The following is a 17357-nucleotide window of genomic DNA, read 5'->3' as shown; positions in this document are numbered from 1 at the left end:
AGTGAATGTTAATGGTTGGATCTGTTTTGAAGCTTTGACCCGGTAAAAATAAGGATTTTTTTTGGGTTTAAAAAACGTATAAGCGCAAGTGGGCCTATTTATTATCCTGCTTTAATGATTTTTAATTTAGCAAATCTCAGCAATAGTGTTTTTCTTCCGCTTGCAAATTGTACACTGGCCTTTCTGTTGGTTCCTTCTCCCTCAATGCGCGTTATTTCACCTCTTCCAAATCTTTGGTGTATCACGGTTTGTCCTTCTTTAATATTTTCGGGCGCGTCAGGCTTAAAATTTGGATCAGTAGCAGGCTGATTTGTAGCGGGCCTGGCTCGCATAGGTTGCCGCAGGTTAGGAGTTTTAATGTTTCCGGTTTTTCTCTCAGTGCTTTGGAATGCGGGTTGAGCCTTGGGTTTACGGAAATGTGTTTCTCCGGGTGTGGGGTTCTCAAAGTTATAAGATTCATCATCGGAAGCCTCAAGATAAGCCTGGTCCAGTTCTTTTAAAAAGCGGCTTGGTGCTTTTGATTCTACTGATCCCCACTTGTAACGACTTTGACACCAGTATAGACTTGCTGTTTGCTCGGCTCTTGTGATTGCTACGTAAAATAAACGTCTTTCTTCTTCAACTTCGGACTGGCTTTCCATTGACATGGAGGAGGGGAAAAGTCCTTCTTCGAGGCCGGACAGATAAAGGTGTGGAAATTCCAGTCCTTTTGCCGAGTGCACGGTCATTAAAGTCACACGGTCCAGGTCTTCATCCTTGTCCTTATCCAAATCGGTCAGTAATGCAATATTTTCGATGTATGAGTGGAGTTTTACATCATTTCCTTCTTCGTGGGCATTGGTCACAAAATCTTTAATACCATTGAGCAATTCCTGGATGTTTTCGTAACGGCTGCGGCCTTCTGGTGATTTGTCGTTGTATAAATCTTTGAGCAAACCGGAATTAGATGCTATTTGCAGAGCTGCATCATAGGCGTCGTTATTTGCGGCCAGATCAGTAAATTGTTGGATTAAGATTATAAATCCCTGAAGTTTTTTTACTGTCCCGCTATTGACACTTACTCCAAATTTTTTTGGTGCTGTGATGACTTGCCAAATTGAGATGCCGTTTGCCGTAGCAGCAGATTCGAGTTTGCTCATGGTGGTGTTGCCTATTCCGCGTGACGGATAATTGATAACCCGTTTCAGGGCTTCATCGTCATTAGGGTTGATGGTCATGCGTAGGTAACCGACAAGGTCTTTAATTTCTTTGCGCTGATAGAATGATAATCCACCATAAATGCGGTAAGGAATATTTCTTTTACGTAGTGCTTCTTCAAGTATACGCGATTGAGCATTTGTGCGGTACAAAATTGCAAAGTCGCTGAATTTTTTCTGTTCATTTAATCTTTTCTCCTGAATTGAATTGGCGATTAAATGTCCTTCTTCAACTTCTGTGATGGCGCGTATAATGCTTATTTTTTCGCCTTCGTCGTTTTCTGTATAAACTTTTTTGGGCAATTGTTTCTGGTTATAGGCTATAACGCTATTGGCAGCATTTACAATGTTTTGTGTGGATCTGTAGTTGTGCTCCAGTTTAAAGACTTTCATTTCCGGATAGTCTTTCTGAAAATTGAGAATATTTTCAATTTTGGCACCTCTAAAAGCGTAAATGCTCTGCGAATCGTCTCCAACCACACAAATATTGTGATGCTTTTCGGCAAGTTTTTTTAGAATCAGGTATTGAGCAAAATTTGTATCCTGATACTCATCGACAAGTATGTAGTCAAATTTTTTCTGATATTTTTCAAGAACTGGTTTATGATCGCGAAATAAAATATTTGTGTTGAGCAAAAGATCGTCGAAATCCATAGCGCTGGAAATTTTACAGCGCTTCATGTAAGTGGCATAAATTTCTCCTGTGTAAGGAACCCGGTGTGCTTCGTCTGTTGTGTGATAGGTAGGATTATTCAGATATGTTGCAGGTGTGATTAGGTTGTTTTTAGCTCTTGATATGCGTCCGAGAATTTGGCCGGGTTTGTATGTTTTCTCATCCAGTTTTTTTTCTTTTATGATGCTTCTAATCAGATTTTTACTATCCGATGTGTCGTAAATTGTATAATTAGAGTCGTAGCCGAGGTAACTTGCCTCGTATCGCAAAATACGGGCAAAAAGTGAGTGGAAGGTTCCCATCCATAGGTTAGCTGCATGTTCAAATCCGACAATGCTGCCAATACGTTGTTTCATTTCTCTTGCGGCTTTATTGGTAAATGTAAGCGCAAGAATTTTATAGGGTGGTACACCATTAGCGAGTAAATGCGCAATACGATAGGTAAGCACTCTTGTTTTTCCGGAACCGGCACCGGCAATAACCAAAGTAGGTCCTTTTGTATTTACTACAGCTTCTCTTTGTGCCTCATTGAGTTTTCTGAGGTATTCATGCATAGTATTAATTTCTTAAAGGGTGCAAATTTCATAAAAAAATATGGGCTTTGAAAGTCTTTATTTTAATATTGGCCCGATTTTTATATTTCTCTAATATAGGAAGTATTTAACTTTTCGGTTTTTGTAAATCTATATTAATTTTGATGGTTCAATTGCACGGGTATGAAGCTTAATTTAATTACTTTTTTTACTTCGGTTTTAGTATTGGCCTTTACATTGCCCACTATTTCTCAGACCTCAAATGAAACCCCGGAAGAGTCCGGGTTGGGGGCATGGTTGGTTTCAGTAATGGGTGGAGACGAAGATAGTTCATTTGTGGATTATATAGACGATTCCTGTGGAATAAAGCTTGACCTTGTAGCCGTAGAAGGTGGTTCTTTTGAAATGGGGTGTACCGGTGAACAGGATAACTGCGGGATTGATGAGCAACCGGCCCATGAGGTTATAGTAGATGATTTTTATATGAGCCGCTATGAGGTAACCAATGAACAATTTTGTGCATTTTTAAATAGTGTTGATTTGGAGGCCAATGCTTTAAAAAATGGTAAGCAATTGATTGCTCTGGATCAAAAATTTAGTCAGATACATTTTGTCAACGGGCAATTTGTCCCCGAAGCGGGAATGGGTAATTATCCTGTAGTGGAAGTGAGCTGGTTTGGGGCTGTTGCGTTTTGCAAATGGGCTGGAGGCAGGTTACCTACCGAGGCAGAGTGGGAATATGCAGCAAGGGGAGGAGTAAAAAGTGAAGGTTATCTGTACAGCGGAGGAAATGGCCTTGATGAAGTGGCCTGGCACTACGATAATTCTCAGCGGGACCTCAGTTCCGGGTTTTATGAAAACCATGGCACGATGCCCGTTGGTTTGAAAAAGCCCAACGAACTCGGAATTTATGATATGACCGGTAATGTTTTTGAGTGGTGCTCTGACCGCTATAATCGTGATTATTATGGGTATAGTCCGACACACAACCCTACAGGCCCCGAAAGTGGTTACTCGCGTGTTTTGCGGGGAGGTAGCTGGGGCGATGAACCTAAAGCCTGCAGAGTGTCTTATCGTGTAAGCGTAGGTGAATATACCAATTATTTTATGTACGGATTTCGTTTTGTGAAAGATCGAAAATGATATGCGTGTTAATAGACTGATATATAGCTTGTTGTGTTAATTGTACCGAGCTTGTTTATTGGCAAACTATATGATTTTCAAAGGATTTGACATTTTATTCACAAATTTTATTTGTTTTTACAACAGTTTATCTTTTACTTTGCTTAAGTAATCACCAATAGGATAAATATTTGACAAACCTACCTGTAAAAACTCCACAATATTGGAAAACGTATCGAAGAAATGCTTCGTTTAGCGGATTCCTGTTTTTATTATTTCTTTTTTAATTTAAATTTTTTCACAATGAACATTTATGTAGGTAACCTGAATTACAAGGTAAAAGAAGACGACCTGAAATCTGTATTTGAAGATTACGGACAGGTTGAGTCGGTTAAGATCATTACTGATAAAATGAGTGGTCGCAGTAAAGGTTTTGGTTTTGTAGAAATGCAAGACGATGCTGAAGCACGCGCTGCACTGGAAGCTCTGAACGAATCGGAGTTTGAAGGTCGTAAAATGATTGTAAACGAAGCACGGCCACGCCGTGAGTTTAACGATCGCTAATAGCAGAATTTGTTTTTCGAGTAACTTCTACATATAAAGTTTTCGATTAAAAGATTAATCTCTATTACCGGTTATTTAGAGTACAGGCTGCCTGATGCATCGGGCAGCCTTTTATGCTGTAGGTAATGTAATTTGAGCGCAAGTTCCTTTGCCCGGGTGAGAACTAAGCTTAAGTTGTCCTTTCATGTTCTCAATATGGTTTTTTGCTATAAAAAGTCCCATGCCCAGGCCATTTTTGGGCGAGAATATTTTGTTCCTGGTTTGGTTAAAGGGTTCAAAAATGCGCTCAACTTCTTCGATTTCTATTCCACATCCCCGATCAATTATTTGCAGCAAAATAGTATTTTCAGTTAGCTGGCTCTGTATATTTATCTTTCCGTTATCCCCAAATTTTATTGCATTGTCCAGCAGGTTTTGAATAGAAATAGTCAATTTTTGATGGTCGGCGTAAATGTCTCTGTCTTCAGCAAGTATTATTTCCATAGCCGGCACTTTGGTACGCTTTTGTTTTACTATTTCAATTGCCTGATGTAATAATCCATTGAAACTTGTTTTTCTCATGTTGTAATCAATCTGGTCTGTGATTAGCTTAGATCCTTCCAAAATGCTGTCAATAATATTTAGTAAGTCATAACCTGCAGTGATAGAGTATTCTACGTATTTTGATATCCTTTCAGACTTGGACGTATTGGCAATAAGTTGGTTGAACCCCAGAATTGAATTGAGCGGTGTGCGTATTTCATGAGAAATGTTCTCGAGAAATATGTTTTTTAGTTCATGAGCTTTTTTTCCGTTTTTTATGGCCTGCTTTAATTGTTTATTTGTTTTTTGAAGTTCTGTTGTAAGTCTTTCTTTTTCAATTTTTTCCAAATAGGAGTTACTTGCGTTTTTTAGCATGATTTTTACTTCATCGTAATTCCATGGCTTTTGAATGTATCCGTAAATATTATGCTGATTAATAGCCTTTATTACTATAGAGCTGTCGGTGTAAGCAGAAATGATAATGAAAATGATATGGGGTGCTTTTTTTTGTTCAATTGTAATAAAATCAATTCCATTTAGTTCGGGCATTTTATAATCTACGATAGCTAAATGGATGTCGGTTTTGGATAAAATTTGCCTGGCTTGTTGTACTTTTTGAGCCGTAAATATGTTGTAAATTTTACCAAAGGTAGCAGCAAAGCCAACTAAATTTTCACGATCATCGTCGAGGTATAGGATGTTGATTTTGCTATTCATTGCAATTTTTGTTTTAATTGTGTCAAGAAAAAAGGGCAGCTCTTATTGTAAGTGTATGGGTACTGATGTCCTTTTGAGCTGCCCGTTTTTTAGCTTAATTTATTGATTTTGTTCTAAAAGTTTTCGAATTCATTGTCGTTTTCCTGATCGGTTAAATTCAGGTTTACGCCTTTGTTGTGGGTTGTTTTAGTGTTGTGAGACTTGGGGCTGGCAGGTTGGCCTTGCTGTTCAACAGCTGCTTTCGGTTGTTGTTTACGTCTTTTTTTGTTTGTTTCATCCTCATAGGTAAAGAAGGAGACCACATCGCGCATGTTATCGGCCTGGCTGTTGAGCTCTTCGGCACTGGTAGCCAACTCTTCACTTGCCGCAGCGTTTTGCTGGGTAACCTGGTTAAGTTGCTGCAATGCGTTATTTATTTGTTCTGCACCTGAATTTTGTTCGTTGCTCGCTGCAGTGATTTCATGAACAAGTTGTGTGGTTTTTTCGACATTGGGCATGAGTTCTTTCAATAATGCTCCAGATTCTTGTGTCAGCTTAACCGAATTTTTAGCTTCTTCGATTATTTCATCGGCTGATTTTTGACTGCGTTCTGCCAGTTTGCGTACTTCGGCTGCAACTACTGCGAAACCTTTTCCGTGTTCGCCTGCCCGGGCTGCTTCCACAGCTGCATTTAAGGCTAGAATGTTGGTTTGGCGGGCTATTTCGTTGATAATGGTTATTTTCTCCGAGATGGATTTTACAGCTGCCTCAGATTGTGATGCTTTGGCACTTACATCCTGAATGCCTTTGTTGGCCATTGACGATATTTTCTCTGTTTCGTTGGCATTGTTGGTGTTTTGCTGAATATTAGAAGATATTTCTTCCATTGTAGATGAAACTTCCTCGGCACTCGATGCCTGCTCGCTGGCTCCTTGTGATAGTTCTTGTGAACTACTGCTTATCTGATGACTTGCCGAAGCAACATTTTCTGTTTCACCTGTAATGTCAGTGACTATTTCGCGTAATTTAAAAGCCATCCGGTTCAATGCTTTGGCCAATTGACCTATTTCATCTTTCTGATTAATATCGACATTCACGTTAAGGTTACCTTTTGCTATTTCTTCTGCGAGATGCACGCCTTTTTTTAATCCACGCGAAATGGAGCGGCTTATGGCAGAATTAATAAGTATGAAAATACCCATTGCCACAAGTATGGCAATTATCAGTGCGTTTCGTGTAGCGTTTACAATACCCATTAACTCATCTTCGTAAATAGATACCGCCACGTAGGAGTTTATTGCATCTACATTTTTAAAATAGAGTATTTTCTTGCGGCCTTCATACATGTATGAGAGTTTGCCGTGTTCTTTTCCTGTCGATTTTATTTTATCGATGGTTGTAGAGCTACCTCCTTCATTGGTTGGATGAATGATAAGTTTACCTTGATCATCGACAAGGAATGGATAGCCCGACTCAAAATAACTTTTAGCATAGAAGATGTTTTTTATGCTTTCAATATCTTTTTCTTTAACTCCTACATAGAGTATTCCTCTGATTTCTCCATCTATGCGTATGGGTTCATATGCTGTGAGGTACCAGTCGTTTACAACAAATGCTCTGCCTTTGAATGTACCGCCTTGCATTACTGTTTGGGCTACTGGCGATGAATTTGGAATATAGGTGCCTGTGGCTCTTTCGCCACTCTTTTGTCTGACATTGGTAGCAATACGCAAAAAACCCTGATCTATTTTCTGGAATATTGTGGCTGTAGAGTTAGTGAGTGACTCTAATTTGTCTACAATTTTTGGATCGTTTTGGAGCTGATTCCCGTTAAGCATCCATTGGTTTACTTTTACGCTGGAGGCAGACTTTGTTTCCTGGTTTACTGCCTGGAAATTTATTAGCTCATCTTCGTTTACTTTAATGTCGCCCAGACTGTAAAAATACTGATGGGCAACTTTCAGGTCTGTATTTACTTTTACCTGATTTTGAGTTATTTGGGTTTCTATCAGACGTGCAAGGTCCTCTGCTTGCTCAGACATGCGGGTGTCTGTGTCTTCTATAATTTTGGCACGCTGGCTGTTCATCATATACAAACCCAGTGCAACCACAATGATGGCTATTGTGAGGCTGAGTATTATGTTCAGTCTTGCGCCGATTTTAATGTCGTTGATTTTCTTCATATCTATTAGCTTTTAGTTTTGTGATAGATTAGCCAATAGATGTGCCAATTAGTGTAAGGTTTTGTTATTATGCCTGTTATGGCTAATTCGGAAATAGTTAAAAGGATTAAAATCTACGAAATGTCGTGCATATACGAAATATCGTAGTTTATTTTGGTTTTGAGATGTTTAATTTCTTCATGCGCGATTCCAATGTTGTAGGATTTATTTCGAGCAGTATTGCAGCGCCATCTTCACCGCGAATTTTCCAGTTTGTTCTTTTCAAAACTTTTAGAATGTGCTTTTTTTCCTGTAAATGCAGGGCTGTGGGTTCGTCGTCAACGTTGGCAGGTTTTGTTGGGACATTGAACCAGTCATCAATGGCAAGTTTTCTGCCTGTGCTTAGTACATGTGCTCTTTCTACGATATTTTGTAACTCACGGATGTTTCCGGGCCACTGGTAAGCTTGAAGTTTTTTAATGGTTTTTTGAGGGATGGTGTCAATATTTTTTTTGCTGCTTTTGTTCAGTTTCTCCACAAAGTGCCCAACCAATAGCGGGATGTCTTCTTTGTGTTCCCGCAAGGGGGGCATTTTTACAGGAATAATATTGATTCGATAATAGAGGTCACTGCGAAATGCTCCTTTTCTAACGGCTTCTTCGAGGTTGCAGTTTGTAGCCGCAATAAGTCTGATATTGGTTTTTATGGTTTGTGAACCGCCTACTCTTTCGAATTCATTTTCCTGTAAAACCCGTAGTAGTTTTGACTGTGTGCTGAGGGGTAATTCTCCAATTTCATCTAAAAATAAAGTTCCGTTATGGGCCAGTTCAAATTTTCCATATTTTAACTTATCGGCTCCTGTAAAAGCACCTTTTTCATGACCGAAAAGTTCGCTTTCAACCAGGGTTTCGGGTATAGCTGCGCAGTTTACTTTTATCATTAATTTATCGGCCCGGCTACTTTCTTCATGTATGGTTTGCGCCATTAATTCTTTTCCTGTTCCGGTTTCGCCTAAAAGCAAAATGGTGGAGTCTGTTTTGGCTGCCTGGACTGCTTGAGATATGATTTTGCGGAATTTTGGGTTTTGGGTGATGATATGTTTACTATTACCTTCGTGGCCTGAGATAAGTTGTTTAAGCTGGGTGTTTTCTTCCTCGACCTGTTTTTTCAATGAAAGAATGAAATTATATGAATTGACCAGTTTCCTGTTTTTTTCTTTCAGGTCGCTTATTAAATCAATGTTGCTCTTTTTGAGTTTGGTGTTTTCTATCGCATTATTAATGGATTGTTTTAATTCGTTTAAATGCCAGGGTTTAAGAATATAGCGGTATATCCCTCCCTGGTTTACTGCCTGCAGAACTGTATTTGAGTCATCGAATGCGGTTAGGATTATTATACTTAACCATGGGTAAATATCCTTGACTTTTTGGGCCAGCTCGAGTCCACTCATTTCGGGCATGCGCTGATCGGTAATTAGTACATCAATATCTTCACGTTCAAGTATTTTTAATGCCTCTCCGGGCGATGTGGTAATTTCAATGTTATACCATTTGTTAAGCGTGAGCTCAAATGTTAGTAGATTATTCTTTTCGTCGTCTACGTATAGAATTTTATGCATATTACTCTATTGGTAATTGAATTGTAAATGTAGAACCTTTTCCTGGTTCTGAATCAATTAATATTTTTCCATTGTGGTCTTCAATTATTGTGTGCACAATCGACATCCCGATACCTGTCCCTTCGCCCGCCTTTTTGGTAGTGAAGAATGGGTCAAAGAGTTTCTGTTTTGTATCTTCATTCATCCCGATACCATCATCTTCCACAATAATTTCATACATGTTTTTGGTCTCATTTCTTTGGGTTTCGATATTAATTGTACCCTTATCAGGTATTGCCTGAATGGCATTCATCAGTATGTTTAAAACTACCTGCCCCATTTTGCCCGGAAAACCATAAATTGTATTATTCTCCGTTAGCTTTTTGGTTATTTCGATGTTGTATTTGAATTTGTTTTGCAGTATGGTGAGTGAAGAGCTTATGGTTTCTTCTATATCCACCGGGCTTTTCTCCTCATTGTCCATTCTTGAGAAGGTTCTGAGTCCTTTTACTATCTTGGTTATACGATCGACACCTGTTTTTATGGATTCAACTAATTCTTTAATATTATCGGAGAATTCTCCAATATTTAATTCTACCGGCAATTGTTTTTCTTCTTTGGTTACCCGGTCGAGCTCCTGCAATAAATCGGACAGCATGATATCTAAGCCCATAATTCCACCATATATGAAATTAGTAGGATTGTTAATTTCATGTGCAATACCAGCTGTAAGAATACCGAGAGAAGCCATTTTTTCAGTATGGATAAGTTGATTCTGTGTGTTTTGTAGCTTTTTCAAGGCCTTTTGCAGCTCATCTCGCTGGTATTCAAGTTTTTCATTTGAATTTACAAGCTTTTTGTTAAGAGCTTCTGTTTCTTTTGTTCTTTTTTTGACGAGTGACCCCAGACTGTCTCTGTGCTTTTCCAATTCTTGTTGCATTAACTTCAATGCTGTAATATCGAATGAAAAAGCCAGGTGTCCTTTTATCTTTTCATTTTCGTAATATGGAGCGAAAACCCGTTTATAGTGTTTGATTTGATTTTTGATTTTTACTTCGCCTTCAAACTCGATGATTTTGCCGGAATTTATTTGTTGAACTATCTGGTCATATTTTTCTTTCTTTATTCCGGCCGGGAAATCATTGGCATTTTTACCGGCAAAATCGCCCCATTGTTTTTTCGAATAACCGCTTTGAGTCAATACTTTATTGTTCTTGTCAACCACCCAAAGTTCAATAGGTATAGAGTTGAAGATGGAATTTAAAAGAGCTTCTCTTTTAACAATTGTTTCTCTGGCTTGCTTTTGCAAGGTAATGTCGCGCAGGTTGACCTGCATAACAAAATCATGGTTTTGGTCATTAAAAGCAATTGCTCTTAGTTCCCCTGTTTTTAATTGTCCGGATTTATGCTTCCAGCTTATTTCCATGGGGTTAACAGATTCATTTTTTTTGAGCGCATAAAAAATGTTTTGCGATTTTTTTTTGCTTTCAGCTGTTAACCGTTCGAAGACGCTAAAGTGGTTATTGATGTATTTTTCTTTCGGGTAACCGGTGAGGGTGCAAAATGCTTTGTTGACATTTAAAACAATACCCTCTTTATCAATGGTGATGATGCCATCAGGTGCAGTTTCAACTATTTTTCTGAACTTATACTCACTGTCACGTATTTTTTCCTCGGCGTTTTTACGTTCGGTGATATCTCTAACGATAGCCTGAATCATTTTTTTCTCATGGTCGAGCAGACTTAGCGTAATTTCAGCAAAGAAAGTCTCTCCATTGATTTTTTTTAATACCCACTCTAAGAATTGGGGTTTATTATTGAGTGTTTTTTCTATTAGTTGGGTTGCTTTATTTATGCTCAGGTTATCATCAGGTTGTTTTTCGGGATGAAGCATCTGAAAGTCGGGAATATTTTCGCAATTTGTGTTCGCGCAAAATAAATCACGTGCTTTTTTGTTCCATTCTATTATTTTGGTGTGCTGAATAATTAATATAGCATCGGTAGAATTCTCGAAAAGGGTTCTATACTTTTTTTCCTGGGCTTTTCTTTTGGCTCCAATGCGCTTTTTTTCCGTAATGTCCTCAATAATGCCAATGTTGTTCATTAGTTTCATTTGCTCGTTGTAGTGGTGCCTAATGGACATCCGCACATCGATTATGCTGCCGCTTTTTTGTTTAAATTTTACTTCAAAAACAGATAGCTCATTCTTTTGGGCTATTGATTCTAATATTTTGTTTCTTAACCCCGACTCAACATAAAGGTCGTATTCCAGTTTTTTTATGTTTGCGAAAACGTCTTCCTTTGATTTATACCCCAGAATTTTGACAAATTCTGTATTGAGATCTACGAATTTACCGTCAATTGTTGTTTCGAAAATACCAATAGGGGCATTATCGAACAACCGCTCTATATTTTTGAAATCGTTCATTTGTTTTATTTAGGGCATAGCAATAAAACTAAGAAAAATATTAGTTTGATAAAAATAATTTGAAATATCTGAGGTTTTAAAAATTCAATATTGCTAACTGATGCTGAAATTGAAATAAACTTAAAACAAATTCAGGTTACTTTATTTTATAGGTTTCTATCAACCGTTGGTTAGCGTAAACTTTTATTAATCCAGGCGTTTCGAGTGAAATTTTAAAGCCGGAGTACTTGTTGTTGTAGATGATAATGCTGTTTTGAGAAAAAACCATCTGATATAAAAGTTGCTCTTTACCCCAACCCAGTTTCAATATTTCAATGGCATTTTCGCGATTTCTGATGACTAACTCATTCTTGAGAAAAAGGGCATGGTCTTTTTTAATATAATCATTGCGATTGAGCAGCTGTTTGGTGTAGTAACCATTAGAAGTTTTATGTATCTCTTCTCCTGCTAGTACACGTTTATATTCGTAGCTGCCACTGGGTTTAAGTATCAGTTTCTGATTAGATAGTTTTCCTTTAATGAGTTCCGTTACAGAATCGGTTTGGTTGATGTTGTAATGACTGGAAAACCCAATTCCTTTTTTGACTTTAATGCTGAAGGTGCTTTTATCGCGTTTGAGGGCTGTGACTCGGTTGAAAAGTGTTGTGTGGTCTTTTTTTACGATGTGGAAAGTTTGCTGGCGTTCTATTCCTGCTGTTTTTGGAATGAGCAGGCTAAGGTTGCCATTTAGGTCGTAAAAAAGTCCATTGCCAAGGTAAAACCCGGCATTGTGGTATGGCATGTCTTCAGTTCCTTCCCCTTCTGAAGTCCTATCTCTGTTGGTTTTATTTCGAACAATGTCTATACGCTGCTCATAAATATCCAGCATGGGGGTCAGCTGTAATGAATCTGGTACTGTGCGGTTTGCCTGGTTAATTTCACTTTGATTTAGCGTAGCACAACCAGCCAGCCCGGCTATAAGAATCCACAGCCATAGCAATTTTAATATATTCATAAAGCGTTATTGCGTAATAGTTCAGGTTTCGAAGTTAATGTATGTTCTGCGATAAGAAAATTTTTTCAATCAAAACTCACTTGTCATCAGGAACAAGGGTTTCATTTCAAAACTTTTATAATGCGGACGCAATCGCTCAATATTGTAGTGTTTATCTACATTGACTTTTTTGGAGTTACTTGTAACTACTTCGATAGGTAAATTGTCGTACCTGCCATTTTGGAGTACAACCAACCTGCCATGTACGCGTTGCAGGATAAGATCAAGGGCCAGGTTTCCGTAGGCCATAGGTACAATGGAATCGATAGAGTCCGGATCCCCGCCGCGTACCAGGTAGCCTAATTTTTGGTTGATGACATTGATTTTTCGGCCTTTATTGAATTTGGGAGAGAGTTCTTTTACCCGTTGAGAGACTAAATCGCCTATACCGCCAAGTTTAGCGTGTCCGTACATATCTTTCTGACTATTTTCGAAAACCATTTCGCCGCCCTTGAACATGGATCCCTCAGAAACCAATACCACGGAATAGTTACTCGGATTTTTTAACCGGTCTTCTGTAAGCAGTTGTGTAAGGTGTTCAATATCAAATTTATGTTCGGGTATAACGCATCTGTTGGCAGCACCGGCCATAGTTGGTAACATTGCTGTGAAGCCTGCATATCGTCCAAAAACCTCCAATATAAGAAACCTTTCGTGAGAACCTGCTGATGTGCGAAGAATATTGGTCATCATGATGGTTCTTGTGATGCAAGTACTAAAGCCAATGCAATAGTCGGTTCCGGGAACATCGTTGTCCATTGTTTTGGGTATGGCCACTACATTAACACCTTCCTTGTAAAGGCGTACTCCATAACTTATTGTGTCGTCTCCACCAATGGGTATGAGGTAATCTATGCCCAGGTATTCCAGGTTTTTAAGCACTTCCGGTGTGAGGTCATTTACATCTGCGGTGTACTGCTCTTTAAGGTGTTCGGGGACGCGGTCTTTGGGAATATGACTGGGACGGGTTCTTGTGCTGTGTAAAAAAGTACCACCTGTTCGTCCGGCTTTGTTCACAATATCCTCGTTTAGTTCAATATAATGCTCTCCTTCATCAACTTTTGGTTTGCGTTGCATATCTATAATGCCACCCCAGCCTTTTCTTAAACCTATAACTTTATATCCTTCACGCAAAGCTCTTATCGTTACCGCCCTGATAGCCGGATTGAGTCCCGGTACATCGCCGCCACCGGTTAAAATACCGATAACCCCTTTTATTTTGTTTACATTGGCCATAATTTCTGCAGTTTTTTGTATTATCTACCTGCAATTTAAGTTTTTTCAATGAAAGATGAAAGCTTTTTGCCAAACCGGACATTTTAAGAATGGACCTTAGGATTTATTTGGGTTAAACCTAAGTAAAGCGCTTTTTCACTACCTTCAAGCCGCTCAACTTAGGTTTAATTAATATGTTGTCAAAACATGAGATAAGTCCTTATAAGAAATGATAATTGATTTTATCTTTGAAACATTGAATTTTTGTTGATGGAATCCGAAGCTCGAATTATCTAACGAAAACCAGGGCGTGCCCGTAAAAGAGCCCGATTTTACACGTGGTGCATGGCAAAAGGTTGATCAGGTTAAATATTACACAAAATAGCTGAATAATAAACTTCCAGGAATCGTAGTTTTATGCCGCAAGTAACTGTAGTTCTTCCGTTCTTTAATGCTGCCGCAACACTGGAGCTGGCTATGGATAGCATTGCTCAACAAACATTCAGAGATTTTGAGTGTATGCTTGTGGACAATAATTCGACAGATGGTAGTTTGGAAATTGCTGCAAAGCGTACACAGGAAGATGCAAGATTTAATTTAATGCAGGAAGCCCGTCAAGGTGTAACTTACGCCACAAATTTGGGGAGTAGCCATGCGCAAAGTCCCTATATTGCCCGTATGGATGCCGATGATTTTGCCTACCCGCAACGGTTGGAGCGGCAATTTGAATTTCTGGAAAACCATCCGGATTATGGAGCAGTTGCCGGACTTGCAGCGTTTGGAGGTGATGCGCAGAGCGCAGCAGGCATTAGGCGTTTTGTTGATTGGAATAATTCACTAATTACATACGAAGATATTCTGATAAACAGGTTTGTGGAATCACCTATTATCAATCCAACTGCTATGTGGAGAAAAAGTACAGAAGAAGTAATGGGGAGTTACAGACATGGGAATTTTCCTGAGGATTATGAATTGTGGCTAAGGTGGCTTGAGCAAGGTGTAAAAATAGCTAAAGTGCCGGAAGTGCTATTGCAATGGAACGACCCACCGGCAAGGTTGACAAGAAATGATGAGCGATACAGCTTTGATGCTTTTTATCGTACCAAGGCTGAATATCTTAGTTTGTGGCTCATAAAAAATAATTCGCAACATCCGGAGGTATATATATGGGGCGCCAGCAGGCGCATACGAAAGCGAGCCCAAATGCTTGAACAGTATCAAATAGAGATAAACGGTTACATCGATATTAATCTTCGACGTAAAATTAGTGAGCCCCTTATTCACTATGAGAATTTGCCTAATCCGAACAAATCATTCATACTCGTATACATGCCGCACCACGACATAAAACAGGAAATTAAGCAGCATTTAAATGCTCATGGTTTTATTGAGGGGGTTAATTGTTTGTTTGCAGCTTAAATTTCACTATTCAGTGTTGAGAAATATAACTGCAAGTTCATCTGTTGCGGAGATTATTTTCAGATATTTGCAAAAAAGTATTCAGTATGGAAAGTATAAAAAGTATATATCGTATAGGGAATGGCCCTTCAAGTAGCCATACTATGGGTCCCAAAAAGGCAGCCAGACAATTTTATGAGCAAAATAAAGATGCAAATTCATACCGTGTAACGCTTTATGGCAGCCTCGCAGCTACAGGAAAAGGGCACCTTACTGATGTGGCTATTTTGTCGGTATTTCCGGAGCGTGCCCTTGAAATTATATGGAAGCCTGAGGAGCTTAAGGAAAAACATCCCAACGCAATGACTTTCGAGGCACTCGATGGTAAAGGCGAAGTTCTAAAAGAATGGACGGCCTATAGCATTGGCGGAGGTGCTGTGGTCGATGACCAAACAAAAGTAGCGGAATCTCATATTTATCCGTTTAAGAATATGGATGAGGTGTTGAGGTATTGCAATAGAAACGGGATGCATATTTGGGAGGTTGTAGAGGCATACGAGGATAAGGATATCTGGGACTATTTGCGTGAAGTATGGGGTGTTATGGAGGCAGCTGTTGAGCGTGGGCTTGAGAACGAAGGCGTGTTGCCAAGCCATCTGAAATTGCCCCGAAAAGCAGCAAGTTATTTTATAAAAGCGAATGCTTATATCGGCTCAATGAAAAAGCGCGCTGAAGTGTTTGCTTATGCTTTGGCTGTGTCGGAAGAGAATGCAGCAGGTGGAAAAATCGTTACAGCGCCTACGTGCGGGTCAGCCGGGGTGATGCCTGCCGTGCTTTATTATCTTAGGTCGCAGCACAATTTTCCGGAAGTGAAGATTTTACGTGCTTTGGCAACTGCCGGGCTTGTGGGAGCAGTTGTTAAAATGAACGCCTCCATTTCTGGTGCTGAAGTTGGCTGCCAGGGGGAAATTGGTACTGCCTGCGCAATGGCTTCTGCTGCTACTACACAGTTGTTTGGTGGTACCATTTTTCAAGTTGAAAATAGTGCAGAAATGGGGCTTGAGCATCACTTAGGATTAACCTGTGACCCTGTTGCAGGCCTTGTTCAAATTCCGTGTATTGAGCGCAATGCTTTTGCCGCAGCAAGAGCACTTAACCACAATGCTTTTGCTATGCTGAATGATGGACGCCACAGGATTAGTTTTGACAAGATTGTGCAAACAATGAAACAAACCGGCCATGACCTGCCGAATATTTACAAAGAAACCTCAACGGGCGGGTTGGCATTGTTCAGTGGCATGGCTGATGATGATGTTTAATTGCCGGGTTAAAACTCCCATTTAATGCCATTACGCACTACAGAATAGAAGTTGGCCACATCTACAGGCGGATTGGTTTCGTAAGTTAAAGTTGTATTTACCACGAGACTCAATTTTCGAATAAGTTTTATTTGAATTTGTGCTTCACCGGCAATGTTGTGGTTTGAGAAATCATGCATGGACGGCTGGAAATAAACTATTCCGGAAAGCCTGGCGGCTTCAGAGATGTTCCAAAGTAAATTTGTGTAAAGGTTCAAGCGCCAGTGAAACTGCCCGGGGGCAGCATAAGTAAAAAATCTTTCTTCATACATCACTGATGTGCCGGTAAACCATTTTAGAGAGTCGCCTGAAATAATATTTAATCGTAGCCCAAGGCCGCCGAGGGAGCGGTATTCTATTTTGCGTAAATCATTAAACTGGTATTGCCCAAAGGCCTCAAAGGCAAATAATGAGTCAATAATAAAATTATAGCGCAAATGTTCATAGCCTTTATCCTGCAGGTTTTCTTTTCCTGCACTAATGTAGTCCCAACTGGTAAAAGACATTAAATAGTGTTTTCCTGACCGGAGGTACATATCGCTACTGATACTGTTTTGCCATATTACCTTCTTGCTTTTTTCATATTGCATATGGGCCTGTACATTGCCATAAAAGGCTTTATCTTTATCGGTACGTTGCTTTTCAATATTTACAACCTGGGCATGTAATTCTGAAAATTGGATAGGTAGCAGTAAAATTAGCGTAATAAGAAATTTGTTCATTTGTCTGAATATCACAACTATCCGAAACTTTGAAAAAAGGAACAGAATCCATATATTTAGAACTACCAAAACCTAAAAAGATATGGGACTGTTCCAAAGAAACAAAAATACAAATAAACCAGTAATTCGTAAAATTAT

The 17357-nt window shown here is 39.2% G+C and carries 12 protein-coding genes; 4 read left to right on the top strand and 8 right to left on the bottom strand.

Features of this window, described 5'->3' with window-relative positions:
* Positions 1–101: 101 nt before the first annotated feature.
* The gene (locus tag ACTB0Y_RS05555; RefSeq protein WP_463205817.1) at positions 102–2423 is read right to left on the bottom strand and encodes an ATP-dependent helicase; all 2322 of its coding nucleotides are present in this window, start codon (positions 2421–2423) and stop codon (positions 102–104) included.
* 162 nt (positions 2424–2585) lie between these two features.
* Here ACTB0Y_RS05555 and ACTB0Y_RS05550 point away from each other — a divergent pair, with 162 nt between their 5' ends.
* Both ACTB0Y_RS05550 and ACTB0Y_RS05545 read left to right on the top strand, forming a co-directional pair.
* Positions 2586–3545 (top strand): formylglycine-generating enzyme family protein, encoded by a 960-nt coding sequence (locus tag ACTB0Y_RS05550; RefSeq protein WP_463205816.1) that lies wholly within the window; start codon positions 2586–2588, stop codon positions 3543–3545.
* A gap of 282 nt (positions 3546–3827) precedes the next feature.
* Entirely contained in the window at positions 3828–4088 is a 261-nt protein-coding gene (locus ACTB0Y_RS05545; RefSeq protein WP_463205815.1) for an RNA recognition motif domain-containing protein, read from the top strand.
* A 111-nt stretch (positions 4089–4199) separates the two neighbouring features.
* On the opposite strand, the gene ACTB0Y_RS05540 is transcribed toward ACTB0Y_RS05545, so the two are convergent.
* The 6 genes from ACTB0Y_RS05540 to ACTB0Y_RS05515 all read right to left on the bottom strand — a co-directional run bounded on the left by ACTB0Y_RS05540 (position 4200) and on the right by ACTB0Y_RS05515 (position 13762).
* Positions 4200–5327, bottom strand: coding sequence for a hybrid sensor histidine kinase/response regulator (locus tag ACTB0Y_RS05540; RefSeq protein WP_463205814.1), 1128 nt, complete (start codon positions 5325–5327; stop codon positions 4200–4202).
* Positions 5328–5440: 113 nt separating this feature from the next.
* The gene (locus ACTB0Y_RS05535; RefSeq protein ID WP_463205813.1) at positions 5441–7489 is read right to left on the bottom strand and encodes a methyl-accepting chemotaxis protein; all 2049 of its coding nucleotides are present in this window, start codon (positions 7487–7489) and stop codon (positions 5441–5443) included.
* 148 nt (positions 7490–7637) lie between these two features.
* On the bottom strand, positions 7638–9086 hold the full coding sequence (locus tag ACTB0Y_RS05530) for a sigma-54-dependent transcriptional regulator (RefSeq protein ID WP_463205812.1): 1449 nt from the start codon (positions 9084–9086) through the stop codon (positions 7638–7640).
* A 1-nt stretch (position 9087) separates the two neighbouring features.
* A complete protein-coding gene (locus tag ACTB0Y_RS05525) occupies positions 9088–11493 on the bottom strand; it encodes a PAS domain S-box protein (RefSeq protein WP_463205811.1) in 2406 nt (801 codons plus the stop codon).
* Between the two features lie 136 nt (positions 11494–11629).
* A complete protein-coding gene (locus tag ACTB0Y_RS05520) occupies positions 11630–12487 on the bottom strand; it encodes a hypothetical protein (RefSeq protein WP_463205810.1) in 858 nt (285 codons plus the stop codon).
* Positions 12488–12556: 69 nt separating this feature from the next.
* A complete protein-coding gene (locus ACTB0Y_RS05515) occupies positions 12557–13762 on the bottom strand; it encodes a 6-phosphofructokinase (protein ID WP_463205809.1) in 1206 nt (401 codons plus the stop codon).
* A 396-nt stretch (positions 13763–14158) separates the two neighbouring features.
* On the opposite strand from ACTB0Y_RS05515, the gene ACTB0Y_RS05510 reads away from it, so the two are divergent.
* Positions 14159–15160, top strand: a complete 1002-nt coding sequence (locus ACTB0Y_RS05510; RefSeq protein ID WP_463205808.1) for a glycosyltransferase family 2 protein — start codon at positions 14159–14161, stop codon at positions 15158–15160.
* Between the two features lie 86 nt (positions 15161–15246).
* Positions 15247–16458 (top strand): L-serine ammonia-lyase, encoded by a 1212-nt coding sequence (locus ACTB0Y_RS05505; RefSeq protein WP_463205807.1) that lies wholly within the window; start codon positions 15247–15249, stop codon positions 16456–16458.
* An 8-nt stretch (positions 16459–16466) separates the two neighbouring features.
* On the opposite strand, the gene ACTB0Y_RS05500 is transcribed toward ACTB0Y_RS05505, so the two are convergent.
* Positions 16467–17219: a DUF481 domain-containing protein gene (locus ACTB0Y_RS05500; protein ID WP_463205806.1), complete on the bottom strand. Its 753-nt coding sequence runs from the start codon at positions 17217–17219 to the stop codon at positions 16467–16469.
* Positions 17220–17357 lie beyond the last annotated feature (138 nt).

Source organism: Salinivirga sp. (genome assembly GCF_055145285.1).
The sequence above is the reverse complement of the archived record's forward strand: the minus strand, read 5'-3'. Positions and strand labels throughout refer to the sequence as shown.

Bases quoted from the DNA above. Each gene is read 5' to 3' on its own strand.
- ACTB0Y_RS05535 (WP_463205813.1), bottom strand. From the start codon at position 7,489: ATGAAGAAAATCAACGACATTAAAATCGGCGCAAGACTGAACATAATA.
- ACTB0Y_RS05500 (WP_463205806.1), bottom strand. From the start codon at position 17,219: ATGAACAAATTTCTTATTACGCTAATTTTACTGCTACCTATCCAATTT.
- ACTB0Y_RS05520 (WP_463205810.1), bottom strand. From the start codon at position 12,487: ATGAATATATTAAAATTGCTATGGCTGTGGATTCTTATAGCCGGGCTG.
- ACTB0Y_RS05515 (WP_463205809.1), bottom strand. From the start codon at position 13,762: ATGGCCAATGTAAACAAAATAAAAGGGGTTATCGGTATTTTAACCGGT.
- ACTB0Y_RS05545 (WP_463205815.1), top strand. From the start codon at position 3,828: ATGAACATTTATGTAGGTAACCTGAATTACAAGGTAAAAGAAGACGAC.
- ACTB0Y_RS05510 (WP_463205808.1), top strand. From the start codon at position 14,159: ATGCCGCAAGTAACTGTAGTTCTTCCGTTCTTTAATGCTGCCGCAACA.
- ACTB0Y_RS05505 (WP_463205807.1), top strand. From the start codon at position 15,247: ATGGAAAGTATAAAAAGTATATATCGTATAGGGAATGGCCCTTCAAGT.
- ACTB0Y_RS05525 (WP_463205811.1), bottom strand. From the start codon at position 11,493: ATGAACGATTTCAAAAATATAGAGCGGTTGTTCGATAATGCCCCTATT.
- ACTB0Y_RS05540 (WP_463205814.1), bottom strand. From the start codon at position 5,327: ATGAATAGCAAAATCAACATCCTATACCTCGACGATGATCGTGAAAAT.
- ACTB0Y_RS05530 (WP_463205812.1), bottom strand. From the start codon at position 9,086: ATGCATAAAATTCTATACGTAGACGACGAAAAGAATAATCTACTAACA.
- ACTB0Y_RS05555 (WP_463205817.1), bottom strand. From the start codon at position 2,423: ATGCATGAATACCTCAGAAAACTCAATGAGGCACAAAGAGAAGCTGTA.
- ACTB0Y_RS05550 (WP_463205816.1), top strand. From the start codon at position 2,586: ATGAAGCTTAATTTAATTACTTTTTTTACTTCGGTTTTAGTATTGGCC.